Source organism: Streptomyces nodosus (assembly GCF_008704995.1).
Lineage (GTDB): Bacteria > Actinomycetota > Actinomycetes > Streptomycetales > Streptomycetaceae > Streptomyces > Streptomyces nodosus.
The window spans coordinates 7,587,628-7,610,747 of sequence record NZ_CP023747.1 but is presented as its reverse complement, the minus strand read 5'-3'; the positions used below and the strand labels follow the sequence as shown (position 1 = coordinate 7,610,747).

22 protein-coding genes are annotated in these 23,120 nt (G+C 70.7%); 13 read left to right on the top strand and 9 right to left on the bottom strand.

Going from position 1 to position 23,120, the window contains the following annotated elements; genetic code table 11:
* Positions 1-51: 51 nt before the first annotated feature.
* Entirely contained in the window at positions 52-1,329 is a 1,278-nt protein-coding gene (locus tag CP978_RS33900) for an ROK family transcriptional regulator (RefSeq protein ID WP_079162452.1), read from the bottom strand.
* Between the two features lie 320 nt (positions 1,330-1,649).
* Between CP978_RS33900 and CP978_RS33895 the strand changes: the two genes are divergently transcribed.
* From CP978_RS33895 to CP978_RS33875, 5 genes are all read left to right on the top strand, one after another.
* A complete protein-coding gene (locus CP978_RS33895) occupies positions 1,650-3,467 on the top strand; it encodes a peptide ABC transporter substrate-binding protein (RefSeq protein WP_043447464.1) in 1,818 nt (605 codons plus the stop codon).
* A 176-nt stretch (positions 3,468-3,643) separates the two neighbouring features.
* A complete protein-coding gene (locus CP978_RS33890; RefSeq protein ID WP_043447462.1) occupies positions 3,644-4,603 on the top strand; it encodes an ABC transporter permease in 960 nt (319 codons plus the stop codon).
* The gene (locus tag CP978_RS33885) at positions 4,600-5,499 is read left to right on the top strand and encodes an ABC transporter permease (RefSeq protein WP_150478360.1); all 900 of its coding nucleotides are present in this window, start codon (positions 4,600-4,602) and stop codon (positions 5,497-5,499) included. The genes CP978_RS33890 and CP978_RS33885 overlap by 4 nt, the downstream gene beginning before the upstream one ends.
* The gene (locus tag CP978_RS33880) at positions 5,496-7,274 is read left to right on the top strand and encodes a dipeptide ABC transporter ATP-binding protein (protein WP_043447458.1); all 1,779 of its coding nucleotides are present in this window, start codon (positions 5,496-5,498) and stop codon (positions 7,272-7,274) included. The genes CP978_RS33885 and CP978_RS33880 overlap by 4 nt, the downstream gene beginning before the upstream one ends.
* Before the next feature lie 62 nt (positions 7,275-7,336).
* The gene (locus CP978_RS33875; protein ID WP_221501819.1) at positions 7,337-8,263 is read left to right on the top strand and encodes an ROK family protein; all 927 of its coding nucleotides are present in this window, start codon (positions 7,337-7,339) and stop codon (positions 8,261-8,263) included.
* A gap of 199 nt (positions 8,264-8,462) precedes the next feature.
* Here the strand turns inward: CP978_RS33875 and CP978_RS33870 are convergent, their stop codons facing one another.
* Positions 8,463-8,831, bottom strand: coding sequence for a VOC family protein (locus tag CP978_RS33870; protein ID WP_043447455.1), 369 nt, complete (start codon positions 8,829-8,831; stop codon positions 8,463-8,465).
* A gap of 64 nt (positions 8,832-8,895) precedes the next feature.
* Between CP978_RS33870 and CP978_RS33865 the strand changes: the two genes are divergently transcribed.
* Positions 8,896-9,357 carry a MarR family winged helix-turn-helix transcriptional regulator gene (locus CP978_RS33865; protein WP_043447453.1) on the top strand — a complete coding sequence of 154 codons (462 nt, stop codon included), beginning with the start codon at positions 8,896-8,898 and terminating at the stop codon, positions 9,355-9,357.
* 139 nt (positions 9,358-9,496) lie between these two features.
* On the opposite strand, the gene CP978_RS33860 is transcribed toward CP978_RS33865, so the two are convergent.
* The 3 genes from CP978_RS33860 to CP978_RS33850 are packed head-to-tail and all read right to left on the bottom strand — an operon-like array spanning position 9,497 to position 12,659.
* Positions 9,497-11,272: an ABC transporter permease gene (locus tag CP978_RS33860; protein WP_043447450.1), complete on the bottom strand. Its 1,776-nt coding sequence runs from the start codon at positions 11,270-11,272 to the stop codon at positions 9,497-9,499.
* A gap of 2 nt (positions 11,273-11,274) precedes the next feature.
* A complete protein-coding gene (locus CP978_RS33855) occupies positions 11,275-12,120 on the bottom strand; it encodes an ABC transporter ATP-binding protein (RefSeq protein ID WP_043447447.1) in 846 nt (281 codons plus the stop codon).
* Positions 12,117-12,659: a PadR family transcriptional regulator gene (locus CP978_RS33850; RefSeq protein WP_043447444.1), complete on the bottom strand. Its 543-nt coding sequence runs from the start codon at positions 12,657-12,659 to the stop codon at positions 12,117-12,119. Before CP978_RS33850 ends, CP978_RS33855 begins: the two co-directional genes overlap by 4 nt.
* 253 nt (positions 12,660-12,912) lie before the next feature.
* On the opposite strand from CP978_RS33850, the gene CP978_RS33845 reads away from it, so the two are divergent.
* The 5 genes from CP978_RS33845 to CP978_RS33825 all read left to right on the top strand — a co-directional run bounded on the left by CP978_RS33845 (position 12,913) and on the right by CP978_RS33825 (position 17,224).
* Positions 12,913-13,527 carry a TetR/AcrR family transcriptional regulator gene (locus CP978_RS33845; RefSeq protein ID WP_043447440.1) on the top strand — a complete coding sequence of 205 codons (615 nt, stop codon included), beginning with the start codon at positions 12,913-12,915 and terminating at the stop codon, positions 13,525-13,527.
* Positions 13,528-13,561: 34 nt separating this feature from the next.
* Positions 13,562-14,500, top strand: coding sequence for an NADP-dependent oxidoreductase (locus CP978_RS33840; protein ID WP_221501031.1), 939 nt, complete (start codon positions 13,562-13,564; stop codon positions 14,498-14,500).
* A 68-nt stretch (positions 14,501-14,568) separates the two neighbouring features.
* On the top strand, positions 14,569-15,315 hold the full coding sequence (locus CP978_RS33835; protein WP_043447437.1) for an ATP-binding cassette domain-containing protein: 747 nt from the start codon (positions 14,569-14,571) through the stop codon (positions 15,313-15,315).
* Positions 15,315-16,628 carry a DUF7224 domain-containing protein gene (locus tag CP978_RS33830; protein ID WP_043447434.1) on the top strand — a complete coding sequence of 438 codons (1,314 nt, stop codon included), beginning with the start codon at positions 15,315-15,317 and terminating at the stop codon, positions 16,626-16,628. Before CP978_RS33835 ends, CP978_RS33830 begins: the two co-directional genes overlap by 1 nt.
* Positions 16,625-17,224: a hypothetical protein gene (locus CP978_RS33825; protein WP_043447431.1), complete on the top strand. Its 600-nt coding sequence runs from the start codon at positions 16,625-16,627 to the stop codon at positions 17,222-17,224. The genes CP978_RS33830 and CP978_RS33825 overlap by 4 nt, the downstream gene beginning before the upstream one ends.
* 63 nt (positions 17,225-17,287) lie before the next feature.
* Here the strand turns inward: CP978_RS33825 and CP978_RS33820 are convergent, their stop codons facing one another.
* The gene (locus tag CP978_RS33820; RefSeq protein ID WP_043450271.1) at positions 17,288-17,953 is read right to left on the bottom strand and encodes a TetR/AcrR family transcriptional regulator; all 666 of its coding nucleotides are present in this window, start codon (positions 17,951-17,953) and stop codon (positions 17,288-17,290) included.
* A 103-nt stretch (positions 17,954-18,056) separates the two neighbouring features.
* Here CP978_RS33820 and CP978_RS33815 point away from each other — a divergent pair, with 103 nt between their 5' ends.
* Positions 18,057-19,022: an NAD(P)-dependent alcohol dehydrogenase gene (locus CP978_RS33815; RefSeq protein WP_043447428.1), complete on the top strand. Its 966-nt coding sequence runs from the start codon at positions 18,057-18,059 to the stop codon at positions 19,020-19,022.
* 71 nt (positions 19,023-19,093) lie between these two features.
* On the opposite strand, the gene CP978_RS33810 is transcribed toward CP978_RS33815, so the two are convergent.
* Together CP978_RS33810 and CP978_RS33805 are read right to left on the bottom strand one after the other, a co-directional pair.
* Positions 19,094-19,981 (bottom strand): haloalkane dehalogenase, encoded by an 888-nt coding sequence (locus CP978_RS33810; RefSeq protein ID WP_043447425.1) that lies wholly within the window; start codon positions 19,979-19,981, stop codon positions 19,094-19,096.
* Positions 19,982-20,167: 186 nt separating this feature from the next.
* Complete coding sequence (locus CP978_RS33805; RefSeq protein ID WP_043447422.1) at positions 20,168-20,890, bottom strand: TioE family transcriptional regulator; 723 nt, start codon at positions 20,888-20,890, stop codon at positions 20,168-20,170.
* A gap of 58 nt (positions 20,891-20,948) precedes the next feature.
* On the opposite strand from CP978_RS33805, the gene CP978_RS33800 reads away from it, so the two are divergent.
* On the top strand, positions 20,949-22,169 hold the full coding sequence (locus tag CP978_RS33800; RefSeq protein WP_043447419.1) for an erythromycin esterase family protein: 1,221 nt from the start codon (positions 20,949-20,951) through the stop codon (positions 22,167-22,169).
* A 42-nt stretch (positions 22,170-22,211) separates the two neighbouring features.
* Here CP978_RS33800 and CP978_RS33795 read toward each other — a convergent pair whose 3' ends face one another.
* Positions 22,212-23,090: a TauD/TfdA dioxygenase family protein gene (locus CP978_RS33795; RefSeq protein ID WP_043447417.1), complete on the bottom strand. Its 879-nt coding sequence runs from the start codon at positions 23,088-23,090 to the stop codon at positions 22,212-22,214.
* Positions 23,091-23,120: the final 30 nt, after the last annotated feature.

The window sequence follows — 23,120 nt, the reverse complement described above, 5'->3', positions numbered from 1 at the left end:
GGTACGGCCCGGGGCGGGAGTTCACCCGGTGCGGGTCTTTGTGAGCGGGCGTCAGCCCCTTCCGGGGGGCGCGGCGGTACGGAATCGGTCCGTGCCGGCGCCGATGCCCCCGGCGTCACCCAGGGCGCGGGCCAGGGCGTGCTGCAGGGCGAACAGTCCGGCGCCGACCAGTCCGGCGTCGGCGCCGAGCATGGCCCGCTCGATGGTGAGATGTTCGGTCACCAGCGGGTGGCAGCTCTCGTAGAGCTGGCTGCGCACCGCGGCGACGAACGGCTCGAGGGTGGAGAGGATGCCACCGAGATAGACGGCGTCCGGGTTGAAGAAGTTGACGTTGGCGGCGAGTACCCGGCCGAGGTGGTCGCCGGCCCTGCGGACGGCTCGGGTGGCCTCCGGGTCGGCGTCGGTGACGAGCCGCACCACGTCCTCGGGGCCCGCGACGTCGAGACCGCGTTCGCGCAGGATGCGCACGAGCGCGGCGCCGGACGCCACGGTCTCCAGACAGCCGGTGTTGCCGCAGGAGCAGGGGATGTCGGCGCCGCCGTCGAGGCGGATGTGGGTGATGTCGCCGGCAGCTCCGCGGGCGCCCCGGTAGAGACGGCCGTCGGCGATGACGCCGGCACCGATCGCCGAGCCGATCTTCACCATGATCGACTGCCGGTGTTCGGCGGGCCTGACGCTCTGCTCGCCGACCGCCATGCAGTTGGCGTCGTTGTCGACGACGGCCGGGACCCCGAAGCGCTCCTCCAGCCAGGCGGCGGCCGGGAAGCGGTTCCAGCCGAGCATCCGGGACGGCTGGACGACGGCGCCGGCGGCGACGTCCACCGGCCCGGGCAGGGAGAGCCCGACACCCCGGAGCCGGTCGCGTCCACGCAGCTCGGCGAGGGACTCCAGGTGCTCGGCGAGCCTCGGCAGGGCGGCCTCGGGACCGTCGGCGATCTCGAACGGGACGTTGGCGACGTCACGGACACCGCCGCCCGGGAGCACCACACCGATCCGGGCATGGCGGCCGCCGACGTCGGCGGCGACGGCGTACTCGTCGTTGCTGCCCGCCCTGAGCACCCTGCGGGGGCGGCCGCCGGTGGAGGAGTGGGTGCCCTCCTCGGCGATGAGCCCGCGCTCGACCAGCTGGGCCACGGTGAGGGAGATGGTGGAGGGAGCCGTGCCGAGGAGTTGCGCGAGTTCGGCGCGGGACGTGGCCTGGCCCGAGGCGACGAGTTCGAGGACCCGCGCGGCGATGGTCGTGCCCTTCTGCGCGGTGCCCTTCGACGTCGCACCCTTCAGGGACACGCCCTTGGTGGTCCTGCGGTCCCGTGGACTTATTTCAGTCATGTACGAAGTAACTTCCGCAATGGTGGATGTGACGGAGACAGTACGCCCGTCCCGGCGGGCAGGGAACAGCCTCCGTGAAGGAAGTGGACAGCGTCAGCGCACAGTTAAATCGCCTCAAATCAGTACATAGACACCACTCAAGGCGCCTGAAGTGGCTGACTGTGACTTTTATCGAAACTGCAGAAACTTACTTTTTACTAAATCTTGTTTGTTTGTTCGGCGCGTCCGTCGTTGTATGTCGCCATACACAGCGCCGATCCCGCGGCGCCGGCCCGGGTCCTCCCGGGATGTATGCGGGTCCTTTCACTCTGAGGAGAGTCATGTTCCTTGCTCACACGGCGGCCGGCCGCCGCTGGGCCCTCGTCGCGGGTGCCGTCGTCACCACCGGCGCGCTGCTCACCGGCTGTTCCGGCGGCGGTGGCTCGTCGTCCTCGGGCTCGGCGTCGTCGGACACCATCAACTACGCCCTGCCGGCGAACTTCACGCCGAACTGGATCCTTCCGGTCGGCACCGCCTCGCACCTGAACACCAACAACGCCTCCATATCCCAGGCCGTCTGGGAGCCGCTGATCGCATACGACGGTTCCACCGGCACGGTCGGCTGGAACAAGGACAACTCGCTGGCCACCGACGCGAAGTTCGCCGCGGACAGCAAGAGCGTGACGATCACCCTCGGCGATCGTCACTGGAGCGACGGCAAGCAGATCACCTCGCGCGACGTGGAGTTCTGGTTCAACCTGGTCAAGGCCAACAAGGCGGACTGGGCAAGCTACAGCCCGGGCAAGGCGCCGGACAACTGGACCTCCTTCAAGACGATCGACGACACGCATTTCACGATCACCTTCGACAAGGCGTACAACCAGGAGTGGATGCTCGCCAACGAGCTGAGCATGATCCGCACGATGCCGCAGCACGTCTGGGACAAGACCAGCGACTCCGGCGCCGTCTCCGACCTGGACCGCACCGCCGTCGGCGCCAAGAAGGTCTGGACGTACCTCAACAACGCCGCCAAGAAGATCTCCGGCTATGCGACCGACCCGCTGTGGAAGACGGTCAGCGGCCCGTACACCATCAAGTCGTTCTCCACCGCGGGCAAGGTGGAGCTGACCGCCAACGCGAAGTACGACGGCGGCGGCAAGGCCAACATCAAGAACGTCAATCTGCTGCCGTTCACCACCACCGACGCCGAGGAGAACGCCCTCCGCGCGGGCACCGTCGACTACGGCTACATCAACGCCACCGATCTGAGCCAGGAGTCGTCCTTCAAGGCCAAGGGCTATTCGGTGAAGCCGTGGACCGGCTGGGCGATCACCTACATGCCGTACAACTTCAACAACCCGGCCATGGGCCCGGTGTTCAAGCAGCTGTACGCCCGCCAGGCGATCCAGATGTCGGTGGACCAGACCACCCTCTCCAAGGTGGTCTTCAACGGCACCGCCGTCTCCACCTACGGCCCGATCCCGCAGGGCCAGGAGTCGTCCTTCGTCTCCCCGGAGCAGAAGAACAACCCGTACCCGTTCGACACCGCCAAGGCGAAGAAGCTGCTCACCGACCACGGTTGGACCGAGCAGGGCGGCACCATGGTGTGCACCGGCCCCGGCAGCGGCGACAACCAGTGCGGCGCGGGCGTCGCCAAGGGCACCAAGTTCGAGATGGAGGTGCTGTCCCAGTCCGGCTCCACCGTGACCGACAACATGATGAGCGCGCTGCAGTCGTCGTTCGCGAAGACCGGCATCAAGTTCGGCATCAAGACCGCCCCGGTCAACTCCGTCCTGTCGCAGTCCGGCCAGTGCACCGCCGACGAGTCGGGCTGCAAGTGGCAGCTGTCCTTCTTCGGCACCGCGGGCAGCTGGTACTTCCCCGCCTACCCGAGCGGTGACTCGCTCTTCGCCACCGGCGGCGGCTCCAACTTCGGCAGCTACTCCAACGCCGAGGTCGACAAGCTGATCAACGAGACCACCACGTCCTCCTCGAACGAGGCGGTGCAGAAGTACAGCGCCGCGCTCGCCAAGGACCTCCCCGTGATCTGGCTGCCGGAGCCCGACTACCAGATCTCCGTGGTCAAGGACGGCCTCGGCGGCTTCGCCCAGGACTCCCTCGCCAACTTCCACCCCGCCATGTGGAAGTGGACCAAGTAAGCCCGGTCGGTGTCCGCGCGGGCCGACGGCAGCCTGTCGGTTGCCCGGGGCCCGCGCGTCCGCACCACATCGGCACCGCCGCACCGGCACTCGCCGCACCGACACCCACGTCGCAGTGACGTCCATGTCCAGGTGACACCCGAGCGCACCACAGAGACGAAGCGACCGGAACACATATGAGCACTCCCTCGTACCTGATCAGACGCGTCCTCCAGGCCGTCGCGGTGATCGTCATCGTGACGATCGTCGTCTTCGGCCTGCTGCACGCGCTGCCCGGAGGCCCCGCACGCGGGATCCTCGGACCGCAGGCCACCGCACAGCAGATCGCCCGCTTCAACCACGAACAGGGCCTCGACAAGTCCCTGCCCGTGCAGTACTTCTACTACCTCGGCCAGCTGCTGCACGGGGACCTCGGAACCTCGTACACCCTCAACGAGCCGGTCTCCCAGCTCATCACCGAGCGGCTGCCGAAGACCCTGGTCCTCACCGTGCTGTCGGCGCTCGTCGGCCTCGTCCTGGCGATCCCGCTGGGCATGTGGCAGGCCATGCGCCGCAACAAGCCGGTGGACTACGTCATCACCACGCTGAGCTTCATCGCGTACTCCACGCCCGTGTACTTCCTCGGGCTGATCCTGGTGCTGGTCTTCAGCCAGATGCTGGCGTGGTTCCCGTCGCAGGCTCCGCAGGGCGAGACGCTGGGCCAGGTGCTCTCCGACCCGCAGGCCCTGGTGCTGCCGGTGGTCGCGGGCGCGGCCTCCATGGTCGCGGTGTTCAGCCGCTACATGCGGTCGGCCACCCTGGAGAACCTCTCCGAGGACTACGTCCGCACGGCCAGGGCGGGCGGCTCCCGCTCCCACGCCATCCTGTGGCGGCATGTGTTCCGCAACTCGCTGACGCCCGTGGTCGCCATGCTCGGCTACTACGTGCCGGTGCTCTTCGGCGGTGCCCTGGTCGTCGAGCAGCTCTTCAACTACCCCGGCATGGGGCTGCTGTTCTGGACCGCGGCGCAGTCCTCCGACTACCCGGTCCTGCTGGGCTGCGTCCTGGTGATCGCCGTCGCCACCGTCGTCGGCACCCTGCTCGCCGACATCGTCCAGCGGATCATCGACCCCCGAGTGAAGGCAGGCCGGGCATGAGCGCCGTCATCCAGCCGGACATGGCCCCGACGAAGGCCGCCGCGCCGCGTGAGGCCTCCGGCGTACGGCTCGCCGTCCGCCGTTTTCTGCGCAACAAGCTGGCCGTCGTCGGACTGGGCGTCGTGGCCTTCTTCTTCCTGTTCTGCTTCGTCGGTCCGCTGGTGTACTCCACCGACCAGACCCACACCCTGCTCCAGCAGGTCAACCTCGCCCCCAGCGGAGCGCACTGGCTCGGCACCGACGCCGTCGGACACGACGAGCTGGGCCGGCTGATGTACGGCGGCAAGGTCTCCCTGATCGTCGGCCTCGCCGCGGGCGTCCTCGCCACCGTCATCGGCACCCTGTGGGGCGCCGCCGCCGGTTACGCGGGCGGCTGGATCGACGCCGTGATGATGCGGATCGTCGACGCCGGCATCGCCATCCCCGCGCTGTTCATCCTGCTGGTGGTCTCCGCCATCACCACGCCGGGCCTGACCGGTCTCGTCCTCATCCTGGGCCTGGTGTCCTGGCTGGTGCCGTCCCGGCTGGTCCGCGCCGAGACCCTGACCCTGAAGAACCGGGACTACGTCCTGACCCTGCGCGCCATCGGCGGCACGCACGCCCGGGCCATCCTGCGTCACATCCTGCCGAACTCGGTCTCGACCATCATCGTCGCCGCGACCTTTCAGGTCGCCGACGCCATCCTGCTGGTCGCCTATGTCTCCTATCTGGGCATGGGAGTCCGGCCGCCGCAGACCGACTGGGGCGGCATGCTCTCCGCCGGTCTCACCGCCGCCTACTCCGGCTACTGGTGGCTCATCCTGCCGCCCGGCCTGGCCATCATCCTGGTGGTGTGGGCGTTCAACGCGATCGGGGACGGACTCCGCGACGCATTCGATGTGAGGGGACGCGGATGACCGCCACCACCAAGGGCTCCGCCGCCCGCACCGCGGTGTCCGGCCCGATCCTCGAACTCGACGACCTCGGCGTCGTCTTCACCACCGAGACCGGCGACGTACCCGCGGTCAAGGGTGTGTCCCTCCAGGTCCGACCGGGCGAGACGCTGGCCCTGGTCGGCGAGTCCGGCTCCGGCAAGTCGACCGTCGCGCTCGCCGCGATGGGCCTGCTCGCCGGGAACGCCCGCGCCACCGGCAGCGCCGTCATCGCCGGCACCCAGATCGTGGGCGCCTCGGAGAACGGCCTCGCGGCACTGCGCGGCAAGACCGTCTCCATGGTGTTCCAGGAGCCGGCCACCGCACTCGACCCGCTCACCCGGATCGGGAAGCAGATCACCGAGGTGATCCGCAACCACCGCGAGGTGTCCGCCAAGGAAGCCGCCGCCGAGGCCGTCGAACTGCTGCGCAGGGTCGGCATCCCCGAACCGGAGAAGCGCGCCCACGCCTACCCGTTCCAGCTCTCCGGCGGACAGCGCCAGCGGGTCGTGATCGCCATGGCCATCGCCAACGAGCCCGTCCTGCTCATCGCCGACGAGCCGACCACCGCCCTCGATGTGACCGTGCAGGCCGAGATCCTCGATCTGCTGCGGCGGCTCGCCGCCGAGACCGGCACCGGTGTGCTGCTCGTCACCCACAACATGGGCGTCGTCGCCGACTTCGCGGACCGGGTCGCCGTCATGTATCACGGCGAGATCGTGGAGACCGGATCGGTCGAGGACGTCCTGCTGCGCCCCTCCCACGACTACACCCGGCGTCTGCTGGCCGCCGTGCCCCGGCTGTCCGTCGCCGGGACCGCGGACGGCACCGGCCGGCCTGCCGGGTCCGTGCCGGCAGGGACGAACCGTTCCGCGGCCGAGCCGTCGGCCCCGCCCGCCGGGACCGACCGGCCCGGGAGCGAGCCGGTGGTCGAACTGCGTGACATCAGCGTGGTGTTCGGCCGTGGCAGGGCCGCCGTACGCGCTCTCGACGGAGTGTCGTTCCAGGTCGGGCCGGCGGAGACCGTGGGTCTGGTCGGCGAGTCCGGCTCCGGGAAGTCGACCGCTGCCCGGGTCGCGCTCGGCCTGATCCCGCCCACCTCCGGCACCGTCTCCCTCTTCGGCACCGACCTCGGCCGCACCCGCGCGCGGGCCCGCCGCGCCCTGCGCTCCGGCATCGGTGTCGTCCTCCAGGACCCGGTGGCCTCGCTCGACGCCCGTATGACCGTCGGCGAGTGCATCGCCGAACCGCTCCGGGTACACCGTCACGATCTGTCCGCCAAGGACCGGCAGGCCAAGGTGGCCGCCGTCCTCGACCGGGTCCGGCTGCCACGCGAACTCGCCCGGCGCGCCCCCCGCGAACTTTCCGGCGGACAGCGCCAGCGGGTCAGCCTGGCCCGCGCCCTGGTCCTGGAACCCCGGCTGCTGGTCGCCGACGAACCCACCAGCGCGCTCGATGTGAGCGTGCAGGAAGCGGTCCTGGAGGTCATCGCCGAGCTCCAGGGCGAACTGGGCTTCGCCTGCCTGTTCGTCTCCCACGACCTCGCCGTGGTGCAGCACTTCGCGCAGCGCGTCGTCGTGATGCGCGCCGGCCGCATCGAGGAGCAGGGCTCCACCGGGACGACCCTGCTGCATCCGGAGACCGACTACACCCGCCGTCTGCTGGCCGCCGTACCGGTGCCCGATCCGGTGGTGCAGCGGGGCCGCAGAGCCGAACGCCTGGCCACTCTCGCGGCCGGCCGTACGGAGGCCCAGGCGTGACCAGCCCTCCACCCTCCCCCCACACCCCGCAGGACTCCGCCATTCCCAGCACTCTCCGGCCGCTGTTCGCCGGCATCGACATCGGCGGCACCACCACCCAGGTGGTGCTCTGCTCCGACGACCTGACCGTCCTCGACCGCGCGGAGACCGCCACCCCGGCGCAGGAGGGCGGCCGGGCCATGGTCGGCGCCGCGCTCGAGGCGCTCGCCCCGCTGCTGGCCCGTACCCCGGGCCGCCTGGTGGGCGCCGGAATCGGTGCCGCCGGGGTGGTGGACTCCGCGAACGGCCGCATCCTGGTCGCCAGCGACTCCTTTCGCGGCTGGGCCGGCTTCGCCGTCACCGCCGCCGTCGAGGAGGCCCTCGGTGTCCCGGCCTTCCTGGACAACGACGTCAACGCCTTCCTCTACGGGGAGGTCTACGGCGGAGCGGTGCGCGGCGAGACCGACGTCCTCGGCATGACCCTGGGGACCGGCGTCGGCGGCGCCCTGTGGACCGACGGCGCCCTGTACACGGGTCCGCACGGCGCGGCCGGCGAGATCGGCCACATCCCCGGCTTCGGTGACCTGCCCTGCTCCTGCGGCGGCCGCGGCCATCTGGAGACGTTGGCCTCCGGCCGCTCCATCGGGGCTCGTTACGCCGACCGCACCGGCCGGCACCTCACCGCCCGCGAGGTCGCCGGGGCCGCCGTCCGGGGCGACGAGGACGCTCTCGCGGTGTACCGCGCCGCGGGAGAGGGCATCGCCCGGGCGATCGTGATCACGGCGGGCGTCGTCGACATCACCACGGTGGTCGTCGGCGGCGGCGTCAGCCGCGCCTGGCCCCTGCTGGAGCCCGTCGTCCTGTCCGCCCTCGCCGCCGATCCCCCGGTCAGCGGCCACCCCGTCCGCCTGGTCAAGGCCGCCCTGGCCTCCGACGCCGTCCCGGTCGGCGCCGCCGCCCGCGCCCGACGGGAACTGGGCACGGGGGTGACGGCGACGGCGACGGCGTAGGTGCGGGGCGACGGGGCGACGGGGTCGAAGGATCACAGATCCACGGGGCCATGGGGTGCCAAATCTCCCGGGTCCGACCCGTTGGACCACTTCGACATGGCGGTCCGGGTGCGCGACACCGACAGAGTGATCCGCTGTCAGCACACCCGGCCGCAGGCCGTCCCCGTCTCCGTCCCCGTCCCCGACCAGACCGCCCCGCTCAACCACGGTCGTGGAGGGTCACCTGGTAGCCGTCGGGGTCCGCGAACGTGAAGGTGCGGCCGAACGGCCCGTCGACGGGCGCTGAGACGATCGTCGTGCCGGCGGCGACGAGGGCGTCGTGGATGTCCTGCGCGTCGGGGGCGTGCAGCCACAGCGCCATCCCCTGGCCCGGCTGCGCGATCGTGTCCAGGTCGACGCCCGCGACGACGTCGCGGACGGCGAACGCGATCGGCTTGGTGTCGAACACGACAGCGTGCGGCGGTCCTGCGTCAGAGCGCTTCAGCCCCAGGTACTGCTCGTAGAAAACGGCGGAGCGCTCCAGGTCGCGCACCTGCAGTGAAATGAAGTCGGGTCCGGTGACGGCCATGATTTTTGCCTCCTCATCGCATGTCAGTCTTCTGACATGCCGCAACGTATGTCAGACTGCTGACATGAGTCAAGGTGAGCCCGGAGTCGAGCTGGACACATCACTGGGGTACATGCTGAAGGCGGCGTCGAGCGCTCTGCACTCCGCCCTGGAGGCCGTGCTGAGTCCGCTCGGCATGACGATCACCCACTACTCCTGCCTGGAGCTGCTGGCCCAGCGAACGGGCCTGTCGAACTCCGAGCTCGCCCGCGGCGCGTTCGTCACCCGGCAGTCGATGAATGTGCTTCTGCAGGCCCTCGAACGCCAGGGACTCGTCATCCGCCCGGCACGGGCACCCGTGGGCAGGGCCCTGCCCACCGAGCTGACCGATCGTGGGCGCGCCCAGCTCGAGGTGGCCAGCGCCGCGGTTCGCCGCGTCGAGCAGGACATGCTGGCCGATCTGGATGCCGACGAACAAGCTCAGATGCGGCGCCTGCTCACCACATGCATCGCCTCACTGACCGAACCGCCCGCATCGGCGACGTGACTGCTCCGGAATGCGCGTTTGCCGTGGCCCTGCTCACATGGGTGCGGAAAGGACCGGCACATCGACTTCCTGGGCCTCCACCCTTTCGGCGGCAAGACCGGCCGGCCCAGGGCGGTTCGGCCGGCCTGGTGAAGGTCCGTCAGGCGGCTGGGGCGTTGAGGGTGCGCCCGGCCGGACTGCGGGTGTGAATCCAGGCGGGCAACGCGGTCAGCACCCCGACGGCGAGCAGTACGCCGAGGGCGGCGCTGAGCAGCCACGTTCCCGGGGGCGTGATCTGCGTGCCGAAGAGCCAGTACAGGCCCAGCCCGGCCGGAATGCCCACCGCCACTCCGGGCACGGCAGGCAGGAGTTGCGCGACACAGAGCGCCGAGACGACCTGGCCGGGTGTGGCACCGAGGGTACGGGCGATGGTCAGGGCGCGCCGGGCCTGCATCGCGGTGCTCCGGCCGAGAAGCACGGCGTTGAGCGTGGACAACGCCACCAGCGCGACGGTGACGGCGAGCAGCACCTGGCCGGTCTGGTCGGTCCGCACTTCGATGGGGCCGAACCGCTTGAAGTCGGGAGCCGCGTCGAGTTCGGTGTGCCAGGTGAGCAGCGCGGTGACCATGACGGTGGTGGCGGCCGTGCCGGCGGAGGCGAGGACGGCGCGGCCGGGCCGGCGGGCGAGCAGCCGGACGCCGAGCAGCAGCGGCGTCGGCAGATACGCCGTCACGGCGTTCAGGTGCGGGTGGTGTGTGAGCAGGTGCGCCGGGTCGACCACGGCCTGCACGGTGCTGGTGCGCGCGGCACGCACGGCGGGGCCGAGCGCACCGGTCACGGCGACCACGACGGCGAGGAGGACCGCGGCGAGAACGGTGCCGGAGTCCGGCGGGCTCACCGTGTCGAGCAGGCCGGCACTGGGGTCGACCAGCTCGGGCGCGGCCAGCGTCCCAGCGGCCAGTCCCAGCGCGGTGGCCAGGCAGGTCAGCAGCAGGTACTGCGCCAGCAGTACGGCGGTGACGGTTCCGGGGCCCGCGCCGACGGCCTTGAGCAGTCCGGCACGCCGGTTGTCGCGGGCAGAGCGTACGGTGGCCAGCGCGGCGAGGGTGACGGTCGCGGCGACCGCGAGGAGCCAGCCGCCGACGACCAGGGCCGGCTGGGTGTCCTCGATCATGTTCGTGTCCGTCTGGAGGACGGTCTGCCAGTCGTGGGTGTTGACCCAGAAGTCGTCCCTGTTCTCGGGGGTGAAGGCGGTGTCGAGCCAGCGACGGGTCGCGGTGGGGTCGGTCAGTTTCAGGTGGATCAGGTGGACACCGGGGGTGTCGCCGGCTGTGGCGCGGATGTCGGCGGTGGTGAGCCAGATCCTGCCGCCGTAGTCGCTCGGGCCCGGTCCCTGGGCCCAGTCGCTCCATGGATACACCGGGGTGGCCGCGCTGATCGCGATCCCGACGACCGGATAGCCGCGCTCACCGACGGTGACGCGGTCGCCGACGCGCACGCCGAGCGCCTGCGCGAAGCCGCGTTCGACGACCGCGCCACCGGCACGCACCCAGGTACCGGAGGTCACCAGTGGGCGGTCCACCGCGGACGGCGAGCTGTCGCGCCCCTCGACCGAGGAGTGCGCGGTCCGGCCGTGCGCCCCGATGGTGGTGTCGAATGCGAAGACCGGGTCGGCCTGGGCGGCCACGCCGGGTGTGTGCGCGAGGCGTTCGGCCAGGGCGGACGGGTCCGAGGCCGTCGTGATGGCGGTGATGTCGGGCCCGGCGGTGGCCGCGCGGGTCTTCGCGTACCCGGTGGCCACGGCGTCGTTGGTCGCGAGTCCAAGGGTGAGGGCGGAGGTGGCGAGGGTGACGGCGAGCAGGAACATGAGGGACTCGCCGGGACGGCGGCGCATGTCGTGCAGGATCAGACGCCCTGTCAGCAGCAGGTGTCCCACGGTCAGTCCTCCCAGCTCAGCAGCGCGCCCAGCCCTGTGCCACCGCCGTCGCCACGGCCGTCGCCGTCCAAGGGGGTGATGTCGGCCAGCGTTCCGTCGCGCAGGGTGACGATGCGGTCCGCCGTGGCGGCGACGCGCTCGTCATGGGTGACCATGACCAGGGTCTGACCGGCGGCGCGCAGTTCGTCGAAGAGGCGGAGGATGTCGTGGGTGGCGGCACTGTCGAGGTTGCCGGTGGGCTCGTCCGCGAGGACCAGCAGCGGCTCGTTGACCAGGGCGCGGGCGATGGCGACCCGCTGCCGCTGCCCGCCGGAGAGCTCCGAGGGCAGATGCCGGGCCCGGTCGGCGAGCCCGACCCGTTCGAGGAGGCCGGCGGCGCGGTGGCGGGCGGCGCGCGGGGAGGCTCCGGCGAGCAGTGCGGGCAGCTCGACGTTCTCCGTCGCGGTCAGCTCGTCCATCAGATGGAAGTCCTGGAACACAAAGCCGACGGTCCGGCGCCGCAGCGCGGCCAGCGCGCGTTCGCCGAGGTGGTCGATGCGCCGTCCGCCGAGCCACACCTCGCCGTCGGTGGGCCGGTCAAGACCGCCGAGGAGCTGCAGCAGCGTCGACTTGCCGCAGCCGCTGGGCCCGGTCACGGCGAGCGTCTGCCCGGCGGGAACATCGAGGTCCACCCCGTCGACCGCCCACACCAGGCTCTCGTCCTGACCGAAGACGCGCGTCAGGCCGACCGCCCGCAGTACCGGCCCGGCCGTCTCACCAGGTCGGCTGCCGGCATCACGCACGTCCGGACCGCCATCCGTACCCCTCTGCTGCGACCGGCCCCCGGCCCGCTGACCGACTCTCATCATCCGTTTCCTCCGCCTTTCTCACGCGGGGTGCGGGCCGACCAGGTCCGCTCGCACGCCTGAAGCCAGCGCAGATCGGCCTGCAGCCGGAGGGCGATGCCCTCCAGGAGCAGTCCGGCCTCCGAGTCCGTGTCGTGGGCGAGGGCGGCACGCTGGGCCTCGGCCAGGTCGCGCATCAGCTCCCGCCGCTGCGCGTCCACGAGTGCGAGGGGATCGGCCAGTCCCGACTCGGCGGCGGCCACCAGCTTCAGATGGAACTCCGTGACATCCGCCCTGGCGCCGACGCCTTCGGCCATCCATGCGGCCACCCGCTGCTGCCCGGCCGCGGTCAGCCCGTACACCTTGCGCCGCGGGCCACGCACCGGCAGATCCTCACGCTCCAGGACGACCAGGCCGGCCTTCTCCAGCCGGGTGAGCGTCACATAGATCCGCCCCGCGTTCAGCGTCTCCCCCAGCGGCCCGAGCGCCGCGGCCAACCGCCTGCGCAGGTCATAGCCGTGCAACGGCTCCTTGACCAACAACGCCAACACCACGTCCTGCACGGCCCGCCCCTCCTCCGCCGACGGTCAATAGTTAACGGTTATCCTTTGGGCCGTCAAACCGTTGCGTCGGATCATGCGGCGGCTGAGCCAACGACCGTCGCACTGGAGGGACTTCGACGGGGCGGCGCGAGAGTGCCCCGGTTACAGAATTTGACATCTGTAACCTGTGCGGCCTAGCGTTCGATCCATGGAACGGACAACGCTGGGCGCGGAGTTGCGCGTGCCATCGGTCGGTCTGGGACGGTGACCGCTGATGCCCGCAGGCGTACCCCTGAATCCGGACCGCATTCTGGCGGCCACCGAAGAGATCTTGCGCCGCCACGGGCCGGCCAAGGCCACGGTCGTCGATGTCTCCCGGGCGCTCGGCGTCAGCCACGCCGCTGTCTATAAGCACTTCGCCTCCAAGCAGGCACTGCGCGAGGCCGTGACCCGACGGTGGCTGAACCAGAACCGGGACACCCTGGCCGCAATCGCCCATGACACCGCCCTCCCGCCGCCCCAACGGCTCCGGACCTGGCTCATGGCGGTACTGACCGTGAAGCAGACCAAGATCCGCGAGGATCCGGAACTGTTCGCGGCCTATGGAGCCCTGGCAGCCGCGCACAGCAGCGTCGCCGCCGAGCACATCGCTGATCTGCTGCACCAACTGGAGGTCATCGTCGCCGCCGGTGCGTCGGACGGCAGCTTCGCATGCGGTGATCCGGCCGCGACCGCACGCACCGTCTTCCATGCCACGGCCCGGTTCAACCACATCGCTCACGCGTCCGAGTGGCAGAACCCGGGCATCGGCACGGAACTCGACGAGGTGTGCACCTTGCTCCTGGAAGGGCTCAAGGCCCCCGTCTCGCGGCCGAATCCCTCCCGTTGAACCAACCCACCGCGAACGACATGGAGTCGACACCATGGTGCACGCAATCGGAGTGAGGCAACCGGGCGGCCCGGACGCGCTCGAAGAGCTCCGGCCGGCCGCCGAACCACTCGGCCCCGGACAGGTCAGGATCCGGGTCGGCTGTGCCACTGTCAACCCGGCCGATGCCGTGATCCGCTCCCGCCCTCGGCAGGACGAGGCGGACGTCGTGCGGGTCCCGGGCATGGAGGTCGCCGGCGTGATCACGGAGATCGGCCCCGACGTCGACCGGCCCTTCGAGCCCGGGGACGCGGTCATGGCCATCGTGGTGCCTTCGGGCGAGCACGGCGGTTACCGGTCCGACCTCGTCGTACCGTCGGGTTCGGTCGCGAAGGTCCCGGCAGGACTCTCGCAGACCCAGGCAGCCACCGTCCCGATGAACGGTCTTACGGCCCAACTCGCGCTCGACACGCTGGCACTCCCGGCCGGGGCCTCGGTCGCGGTGTCCGGAGCGGCCGGGACGGTGGGTGGGTACGTCATCCAACTCGCCAAGCTGGCAGGGCTGATCGTGATCGCGGACGCCGGCCGACAGGACGAGGCGTTCGTCCGTGCCTGCGGCGCCGACGAGATCGTGCCGCGGGAGGACGACTTCGCGGCCGAGATCCGCCGCCGCCACCCGGCCGGCGTGGACGGGCTCGTCGACTGCGCCGTACTCGATTCGGCCGCGCTGCCCGCGGTCAAGGACGGCGGCACCGTCGTCACGGTTCGTGGCTACCAGGGCGACGGAACCGACCGCGTGCACGTCACACCGATCTTCGTCCGCGACTATGTGGAGGCGGGCGACAAGCTCGACCGGCTGAGCGACCTCGCGGGCAGCGGACGGCTCACCGTCCGCGTGGCCGGAGTACTCCCCGCGGAGCAAGCCTCGGGCGCCCACCATAAGCTCGAGGAGCGAGGCAGGCGCGGGCGGCTCGTCCTGGAGTTCGACAACTGACCGGCCGGTCGAGCCGGCTGAGCAGCGCACTGTAGGAACGACGTTCTCCTGAAGAAGGCCCTGAGGCTGTGTCTGTCGAGTTCGACTCCTGCACCTACCAGTACCGGCGAGGCCCGGTCGTCCTTGACGGACTCAGCTTCGCCTTCCCCCCGGGCCGTACCGTGTTGCTCGGGCCCAACGGTGCGGGCAAGACCACGCTGCTGGCTCTTGCCGCCTCGGCCTTGAAGCCTCGCTCCGGCACCGTCTCCTTCGCCGGACTCGACCCCGCCGTGCGCTCCCAACTGCGCGCCTATCGACGCCAAGTGGGGTGGATGCCCCAGCACATCACTCCCGTTCCAGGTATGACCTGTCAGGAGCAGGTCGCCTATGCCGGCTGGCTCAAGGGCATGTCACGACGCGACGCGTGGGACGGAGCGCTGGAGGCACTCGGTCGGGTCGGACTCGCCAAGAAGGCGGGACAGCAGGCGTCCTCGCTGTCCGGTGGACAACTGCGCCGGGTGGGTGTGGCGCAGACGCTGGTTCACTCGTCGCGGCTTGTTCTGATGGACGAGCCGACGGCAGGTCTCGACCCCGCGCAGCGGGGCACGTTCCGGAAGGTCGTCGAGCAGCTCTCCGAGGATGCCGACATCGTCGTCTCCACACACCAGACCGAGGACCTGTCCGAGGTCTACGACCATGTGGTGGTCCTGTCGGACGGGACGGTCCGGTTCAGCGGTACGGTCGCGGAATTCCATGCCCTGGCCCCGACTGACACCGCCTCGGGCCGGCTCGCGGAGGGCGCCTATGCTGCGGTTCTCGACGGGGGCGAGGCATAGTGCTGTTCCGTGTGCACCCGCGCGCCAACTCGGCTGTGCTCGCTGCTCCCCTGCTTCTCTGCATCGTGGTCCTCCATGTGTCCTCGGATTATGTCTCCGGTGATCTGGACGGCTACTGGCCCGCGGCCACCGCCGGGGCGGTCACCGCTCTGAACTTCATCGCCCCGGTGACCGCGGCGTGTGCGGCGTGGGAAGCCGGCAGGCTCCGCCGAGCCAAGATCGGGGACGGGACCCCGGCCCGCAGCGGGTGGCAGATCGCCGGGGCATCCCTGGTGCCGGTCGTACTGTTGGGTCTTCTCGCCCTCGCGGTGGCAGTCGCGGTCGCTCGCCTGCGGATGGAGTCGGCTCCCGGGTGGCCGGATGCCAGGATCATCGCCTCGGCCGGTGTCGTCGTATGCGCCCATGTCGTCGCCGGTTACGCGCTCGGCATGTGGTTGCCCGCCGTGGCCGCCGTCCCGGTGGTCCTCGTCGGCGACTATCTGTGGAACGTGTATCCGCCCGCGCTGGAGCCCCTGTGGCTGCGGCATCTCACTCGGCCGGCCGCCGGCTGCTGCATGAGCACCACCGCAGTCGACCCGAAAGGGATCCTGGCACCCGCGCTGGTGGCTGTCGGCCTGGCCGGCCTGGCAGTCGCCGCGGCGGCCGTGTCCCGGGGCACCCCCCGTCTGGGGGGCCTGCCCGACTCCGTCCCCTACGCGGGTGCCGCATTGGCGGTGATCGCCGCCATGGCCACCACTGCCGGGGGCGTCAGCCTGGTGAACACATTCGGCCCCGACGCGGTTCGCCCGCGTCCCGCGTCCGACCTGATCTGCGCCGATTCCCAGGACACCCGGGTGTGCGTCTGGCCCGAACACGCATCCCGCCTCACCGAGACGGCCCGTACGGTCAGCGCGGCGGTCGCACGCCTCCGTCTCGCGGGAGTGACTCCACCGGCGGTCGTCACCGAAAGCAACCGGCACCCGAGCCGGACGCAATGGACCGTCACGGTCAAGCAGGACCCCGGCTTCACCGGCCAGGACATCATGGCCGGTATCACCGCCGACCTCACCACGGTCCTGGTCGACGACCCGGGCATCGAGAGCGACACAGACTGTCCGGCCGACCCGGCCAAAGCGGCACAACAGGCTTTCGCGTCCGAGGAAGAACTCCGCATCTGGCTCTCCGTTCGCGCAGGCATGAGCCCACAGGAAGCCCGACGTCGAACCGACCCACAGACCTGGGGGCCTGTCGCGGATGTCCTCCACGGCAGCGTGACCAGCCAGAAGAACTGGTACCGGTCCACCCTCGCCCGGGCGCGGTGCCTGCCACGATGACCTGGTGGCTTTACACCCGGCGCACGGTCCTCCTCGCGGTCGTCACCGCCGGGTTCTGGATGACGACGCTCGCCGTCGGGAACACCAGCCTTCCGCTGCCCCAACTGGGCGGAGCGACATCGGCGAGCGTCCCGTTCGTTCTCTTCGCCCCGCTGGCACCGGCCATCGCCCTCAACGCCTGCTACGGCACGCCCACCCCCGTCGAGGCGACGGCGGTACGACGCGTCGCCGTTCGCGATTCCCTGCTCGCCCTCGCGGTGGTGGCGGCAACGGCCGCTGTGGCGACCCCGGTCGCAGCAGGATGGATCAGCGGCGTCGACGGCTTCCTCGCTGAGTCCGCCGTCCGCAATCTGGCCTGCTACACCGGGCTCGCTCTCATCGGCAGAACAGTCCTCGGAAACCACGCTTCCACAGTGATCCCCACGCTGCTCGCCCTGACCGTCTCGGTCTTCGGCTACGGACCGGGACAGGCGGCACACTGGTGGGCCTGGCCCGCGGCACAGCCCTCCGACGTCCTCTCCTGGGCGGGCTCCGCCGCCCTCCTCATGATCGGCCTGTACCGCACGGCCCGAGGAGACTTTCCCGGCCACTCGTGACGGTGCGACATATGCGCGCCCGGCTTCCTGCTCCTGCGTTGCCGCGCATCAGGTACTGGACGGTCACCGGCCCGGGGAGCTGTCGGTGGCGAGCGGGACACTCCCGAGCGACAGCGCGCTGGGCGGGGGCAGCGGCCCGTGGGCCGCCTCGGTGCGGAACGACTGGAGGAGATACGCCACCAGGCGCCGGGACGCCGCGCGGTCGTGCGGCAGCGCGGTGACCAGGCCGCAGTGGGCCAGCAGGGCCACGGTGAGGTCGGAGGGGTGGAAGTCGGCCCGGAGTGCGCCCGCCGCCTGGGCCCTGCGGACCAGGGTCATGAGGTCCCGCTCGGCCTGTTCCCTGGCCCGGGCGTGCTGCACCGTGCTGTCCGGGAAGGCCGCGAGGAACGCGGCGGGGAACCCCCTTTCCTCCCGCTGGAGTTCGCAGACCGTCTCGATCAGCCGCTGGAAGCCCTGCCAGGGGTCGGGGTCGGCCAGCGCCTCGGTGAGGGTCCCGGCACAGGTCTTCATCTGCTCGGCGAACGCGGCTCGCACCAGGACGTCCCGGGTCGGGAAATGCCGGTACAGCGTGGCCACGCCGACTCCCGCCCGACGCGCGACGGTCGCCATGGGCGCATCGATGCCGTGCTCGGCGAAGACTGCGCGGGCGGCGACCAGAATGCGCCCCCGATTGCGCCGGGCGTCGGTCCGCAGCCCGTCCGGGCCCGCGATCCGAGAGGATTCACCCACCACTGTCTCTCACCTCCGGCCAAACGGACGATCTCGTCCGTTTCACAGCCTACGCTCGGCGCCCTGGTCCCCCGCACGGCCACTGGCGGCGAAGGTGAGAACGATGAACGACCGCACGATGAAAGCAGTATTGTTCGACCGCTTCGGCGGCCCCGAGGTGTTGTACGTGGGCCGGGTACCCCGCCCCCAACCCGCACCCGGCGAGGTCCTCGTCCGGGTGCGTGCGTTCAGCGTCAACGGCGGCGAACTGGCGGCCCGTTCCGGTCGCCTCCGCCTCCTCACCGGCCGGAGGTTCCCCAAGCGCATCGGGCTGGACTTCACCGGTGAGGTCGCCGCACTCGGCACCGGTACGAGGGGCGTAGCGGTCGGCGACCGGGTGTGGGGTGTCATGGGCCGTCTCTCCGGGTTCGGCAGCGCCGCCGAATATGTGACCGTGCGGGCCGAACGGCTCGGCCGGGTCCCGGACGGACTGGACCTGGTGACCGCCGCCGCACTGCCGGTGGCCACCACGGCCGTCACCGCGCTCCGCGACAAGGCCGCACTGCGCCCCGGCGAACGGCTGCTCGTACGGGGCGCGGCGGGAGGGGTCGGCAACGCCGCCGTCCAGCTCGGGCAGGCGTACGGCGCCGAGGTCACGGCCCTGGCCCGCGCCGCCAACCTGGACTTCGTCCGCTCCCTCGGCGCCCGCCATGCCGTCGACCACCGGACCGTCGCCCCGGCGGAGCTGGGCCTGTTCGACGTGGTCCTCGACACGGCGGGCACCGATCTGCGGGCCTTCCGGCGCCTGTTGAAACCCGGCGGACGCATGGTCACCATCACCTTCGACCAGACCCGGCTCGCCGCCTCGCTCGGCTACATCGCGGCCAGCGCCGTACACGGGCGCGGCCGGGTGCGCTTCTTCAGCGGCGACCCCAAGCGGGCCCTCTTCGACGACCTCGCCCGCGAGGTGGCGGAGGGAAGGCTACGCCCGGCGGTGGACGAGGTCTTCCCCCTGGAGGAGACAGCGGCGGCCCACCGGGCGCTGGAGGCGGGCGGAGTGCGGGGAAAGTACGTGGTCCGAGTCGACTAGGACCAGTCCGGGCGATATCGACCACCTCATCGGCCGAAAGGTCCCGCTCCGGCGGCCAGAAGGGGGCCCCGTCAGCTCAGCGTCTCCATCCAGTCGGCGATGGCCCGTCCGATCTCGTCCGGGGAGTCTTCCTGGACGAAGTGGATTCCTGGCACCGTCACCTCGGTCTGTGCCGGCCACTTGCGGACGAAGTCGAGCAGCCAGTCGCTGGCGAGGATCGCGCCCGGCTCGGCCTTCACGAACAGTTTGGGTACGTCGCTCGTGGCCAGCCAGTCCGCGTAGGCGGCCGTGATCGCGGCCACATCGGCGGGCTCACCCTCGATGGGGATCTCCCGGGGCCAGGTCAGTGTCGGCCGACGTCCCTCGCCGGGCTCGGCGAACGGCCTTCGGTACGCCGCCATCTCCTCGGCCGAGAGGGTGCGCAGGACGGCCTGCGGCAGCACCTGTTCGACGAAGAGGTTGTCCCGCAGGACCATCGTCTCGCCGGCCTCGGAGCGCAGCTCGTGCAGGAGCAAGCGCTGTCCCATCCTGTCCCAGTGGTCCCAGGCCTGCGGTCGCACGATCGCCTCCATATAGGCGATGCCCTTGACCGCCTCACGGTGGCGGTTGGCCCAGTCGAAGCCGAGCGCCGAGCCCCAGTCATGAACGACCAGCGTGACGCGCTCATGCACGTCCAGAGCATCCAGCAAGGCGTCGAGATGGCGCCGGTGCTCCACGAAGCGATATGAGCCTGGCCCGCTGTCGGGCAGCTTGTCGGAGTCGCCCATGCCGATCAGGTCGGGGGCGATGCAGCGGCCCCGCGACTGCAGATACGGCAGCACATTGCGCCAGAGGTACGACGAGGTGGGATTACCGTGCAGCAGCACGACGGGGTCGCCCTCGCCGATCTCCACATACGCCATCTCGAGGCCGAGAACCCGCCGGCGCTGCTTCGGGTACGGAAATGCCGCGGAGATCATGGTCGTTTCCTCCCTCGCCTAGCGGCTGCTGATCGTGCCGAATCAGCCGTAAGCGGGTGTTTTCCACCAGTCTCGCATCGCCTCGACAGGTGTGCGGTGGCTGCGGAACACGGACGACGGACGACGCGGCCGTCGACCGAGTGGCTGGTCTGCGGCTCGTGTGCTCTCCGGCCGGCGGCCGACGTCTCATTCGCGCCGGCGGAGGTACTCGTCCAGTTCGGCGGCGCCGGTCAGCATCGCGCGGCTGCGGCTGGACAGTCGGCCGTGCCAGTCGCGCAGTGCGGTCTCCAGGGGCTTCAGCCCGCCGGCCGCTCGCACCTGGGCGAGCAGCGGGGCGATCTGCTCCAGCAGATAGCCGCCCCGCCTGAGCTGGTGGGCCAGTCGGGCGTCCCGTACATCGGACTGGTGGTAGACGCGGTACCCGGTCCGTGGGTCGCGGCGCGGGGTCACCAGACCGGCGCGCTCCCAGGTGCGCAGTGTCGCGGGCCGGATCCCGAGCTTCCCCGCCAGTGGACCGATGAAGGTGCCGCTCACCGCGGCCGGCTCGGGCGTCGTGGTGGGCTCCAGGTCACGGAGGGCGCTCTCCACGGCCTGGAGGGTCCGGCGGTCGTCGAGGAGCTGGGCGTGGCTCTCGTCGAGGAGTCGGAACGCCTCGTCGACCGCTCCCCGGTTCACGGCCCGCATGATCGACGTCGCCGTCGGGTGGCCGTGGCCGGGCACCAGGGCGAGGAAGGCGCTCAGGGCCTGTGCGTGCAGCGGGGTGTAGGTGCGGTAGCCGTGGGGTGTGCGATCGGCGGGCGGAAGGATGCCGGCCTCCTCGTAGTTCCTGACCGCCTGCGTGGACAGACCGTGCCCGCGCGCCAGATCGACCGGCCTGAGGCGCTCGCCGCTTTGAAGGTTTTGGCCCATGTCAGCGACGATACCGCGGCAAAGTTTCAACCGAGGGTTCAACGATAGCGTTGAAGGCATGGCTACTGACATCAAGGACGCCGCCCATGTCGTCGACGCTGCCGTCGTCCTGAGGCTGCTCCCGGCCCGGCCCCGGCTGCTGGCTCTGGGCGAGCCCACCCATGGCGAGGACACCCTGCTCAGGCTGCGCAACGAGCTGTTCCGGCAGCTTGTCGAGGAGGAGGGCTACCGAACGATCGCGATCGAGAGCGACTGCATGACGGGGCTGGCCGTGGACGACCACATCACCTCGGGAACCGGCACCCTCGACGAGGTCATGGAGCATGGGTTCAGTCACGGCTGGGGCGCCTTCGCCGGCAACCGCGAACTGGTGCACTGGATGCGCGCCTACAACGCCGGCCGGCCCGCGTCCGAGTGGCTCCGCTTCGCCGGTTTCGACGGCCCGCTGGAGATCACCCACGCCGCGAGCCCCCGGGAGGCCCTCACCGCACTTCACGACTACCTCGCGGCCCGGGTGGACGCGGATCTGCTCCCCTGCACCATGGACACCCTCGACGGTCTGCTCGGCACCGACGACCGGTGGACCGACCCCGCAGCGATGATGGACCCGGCCCGGTCTGTGGGGCGGTCGGTCGAGGCCAGGGAGTTGCGGCTGCTCGCCGACGATCTGGTGGCGCTGCTCGACGCCCAGACACCGCACCTGCTCGCGGCCACCTCGCGGGAGGACTGGGACCGGGCCTGCCTGTACGGGCGGACCGCGACCGGCCTGCTGCGCTACCACCACTGGATGGCCGACACCTCACCGGCCCGTATGACGCGGCTGTGCGCGCTGCGCGACGCGATGATGGCCCACAACCTCCTTGCCCTCGCCGCTCGGGGCCCGGCACTCGTCCACGCCCACAACTCCCATCTCCAGCGGGAGAAGAGCACCATGCAAATGTGGCAGGGGTCGGTGGAGTGGTGGAGCGCCGGTGCGCTGGTGAGCGCCCGGCTCGGCGAGGAGTACGCCTTCGCGCCCACGGCCCTCGGCACGATCCGGCACCAGGGAGTGGACACCCCGCCGCCGGACACCGTCGAAGGACTCCTCTACGCCCTCCCGGAGGACCGCTGCGTCATCGACGCCCCGCGGCTGGCCGCCGCCCTCGGCGACAGGCGGCCGGCGCCCCGGGTGTCTCCCTGGTTCGGCTACGCCCCGCTCGACCCGGCCCATCTGGCGGACAGTGACGGCATCGTGTTCGTGAAGGACGTCTCGAAGGAACCTCGTCCGAGTCGCCCCTGACGCCGAAGCTGTTCGAGGGGCCGGGGATCGGTGACCCGGCGGTCAGGCGTCCAGTTTGGTGCCGTCGATCGCCACGCGGCGGCCTTCCCGGGTCAGGGGGAAGTAGTCCCAGACGGCATGGTGCTGGACGCTGCGGTTGTCCCAGAACACCAGGGTGCGTTCCTGCCACCGGACCCGGCAGTGCAGCAGCGGGGTCTGGGCGATGTGCCGGTAGAGCATGCCGAGCAGGGCGTCGCTCTCGGCCGGGGAGAGCTGGGTGATGTGGGACGTGTAGGGGGCGTTGACGAACAGCAGCTTGCGGCCGTTCTCCGGGTGCCGGACGACCACGGGGTGTTCGGTGCGCGGCACGTCGTACTCGGGCGGCGGCGTCTGGCCGGCCGCGGTCCACGGCAGGGCACCGTCGTGGAGGGCCGTCAGACCGTCGAGGAAGGCGCGCAGGGCGGGTGAGAGGAGTTCATAGGCGAGGTGCATATTGGCGAAGAGGGTGTCGCCGCCGCTGCCGCCCTCGGGCATGGTCGTGATGTAGAGCATGGATCCGAGGGAGGGTTCGGCGTCGGCGGTGCCGTCCGCGTGCCAGCCGTTGCCGGCCACGTTCCGCGAGTCCTTGCCGGCCTTGATGTCCAGGATGTACGGGTCGGAGCCCTCGACCGGCAGGGTGACGGGGTGCAGGTCACCGAAGACGCCCGCGAAGCGCTTGTGCTCCTCGGGTGTGATGTCCTGGTCGCGGAAGACCAGCACGTGGTGGGCCGCGAAGGCGTGCTTGAGTTCCTTCTCCTGCTGTGGTGTCAGCTCCCGGGCGAGGTCGATGCCGGAGACCTCCGCGCCGAGCAGCGGGGTCAACGGAGCGACGGTGATGGCCTCGTAGGGTTCCACGGGGCGGGTGGTGAGCTGTTCGACGGCTCGCAGTGCGTAGTCCTCCATGAGGGACCTCCGTGATGGGTCGGGGGTGGG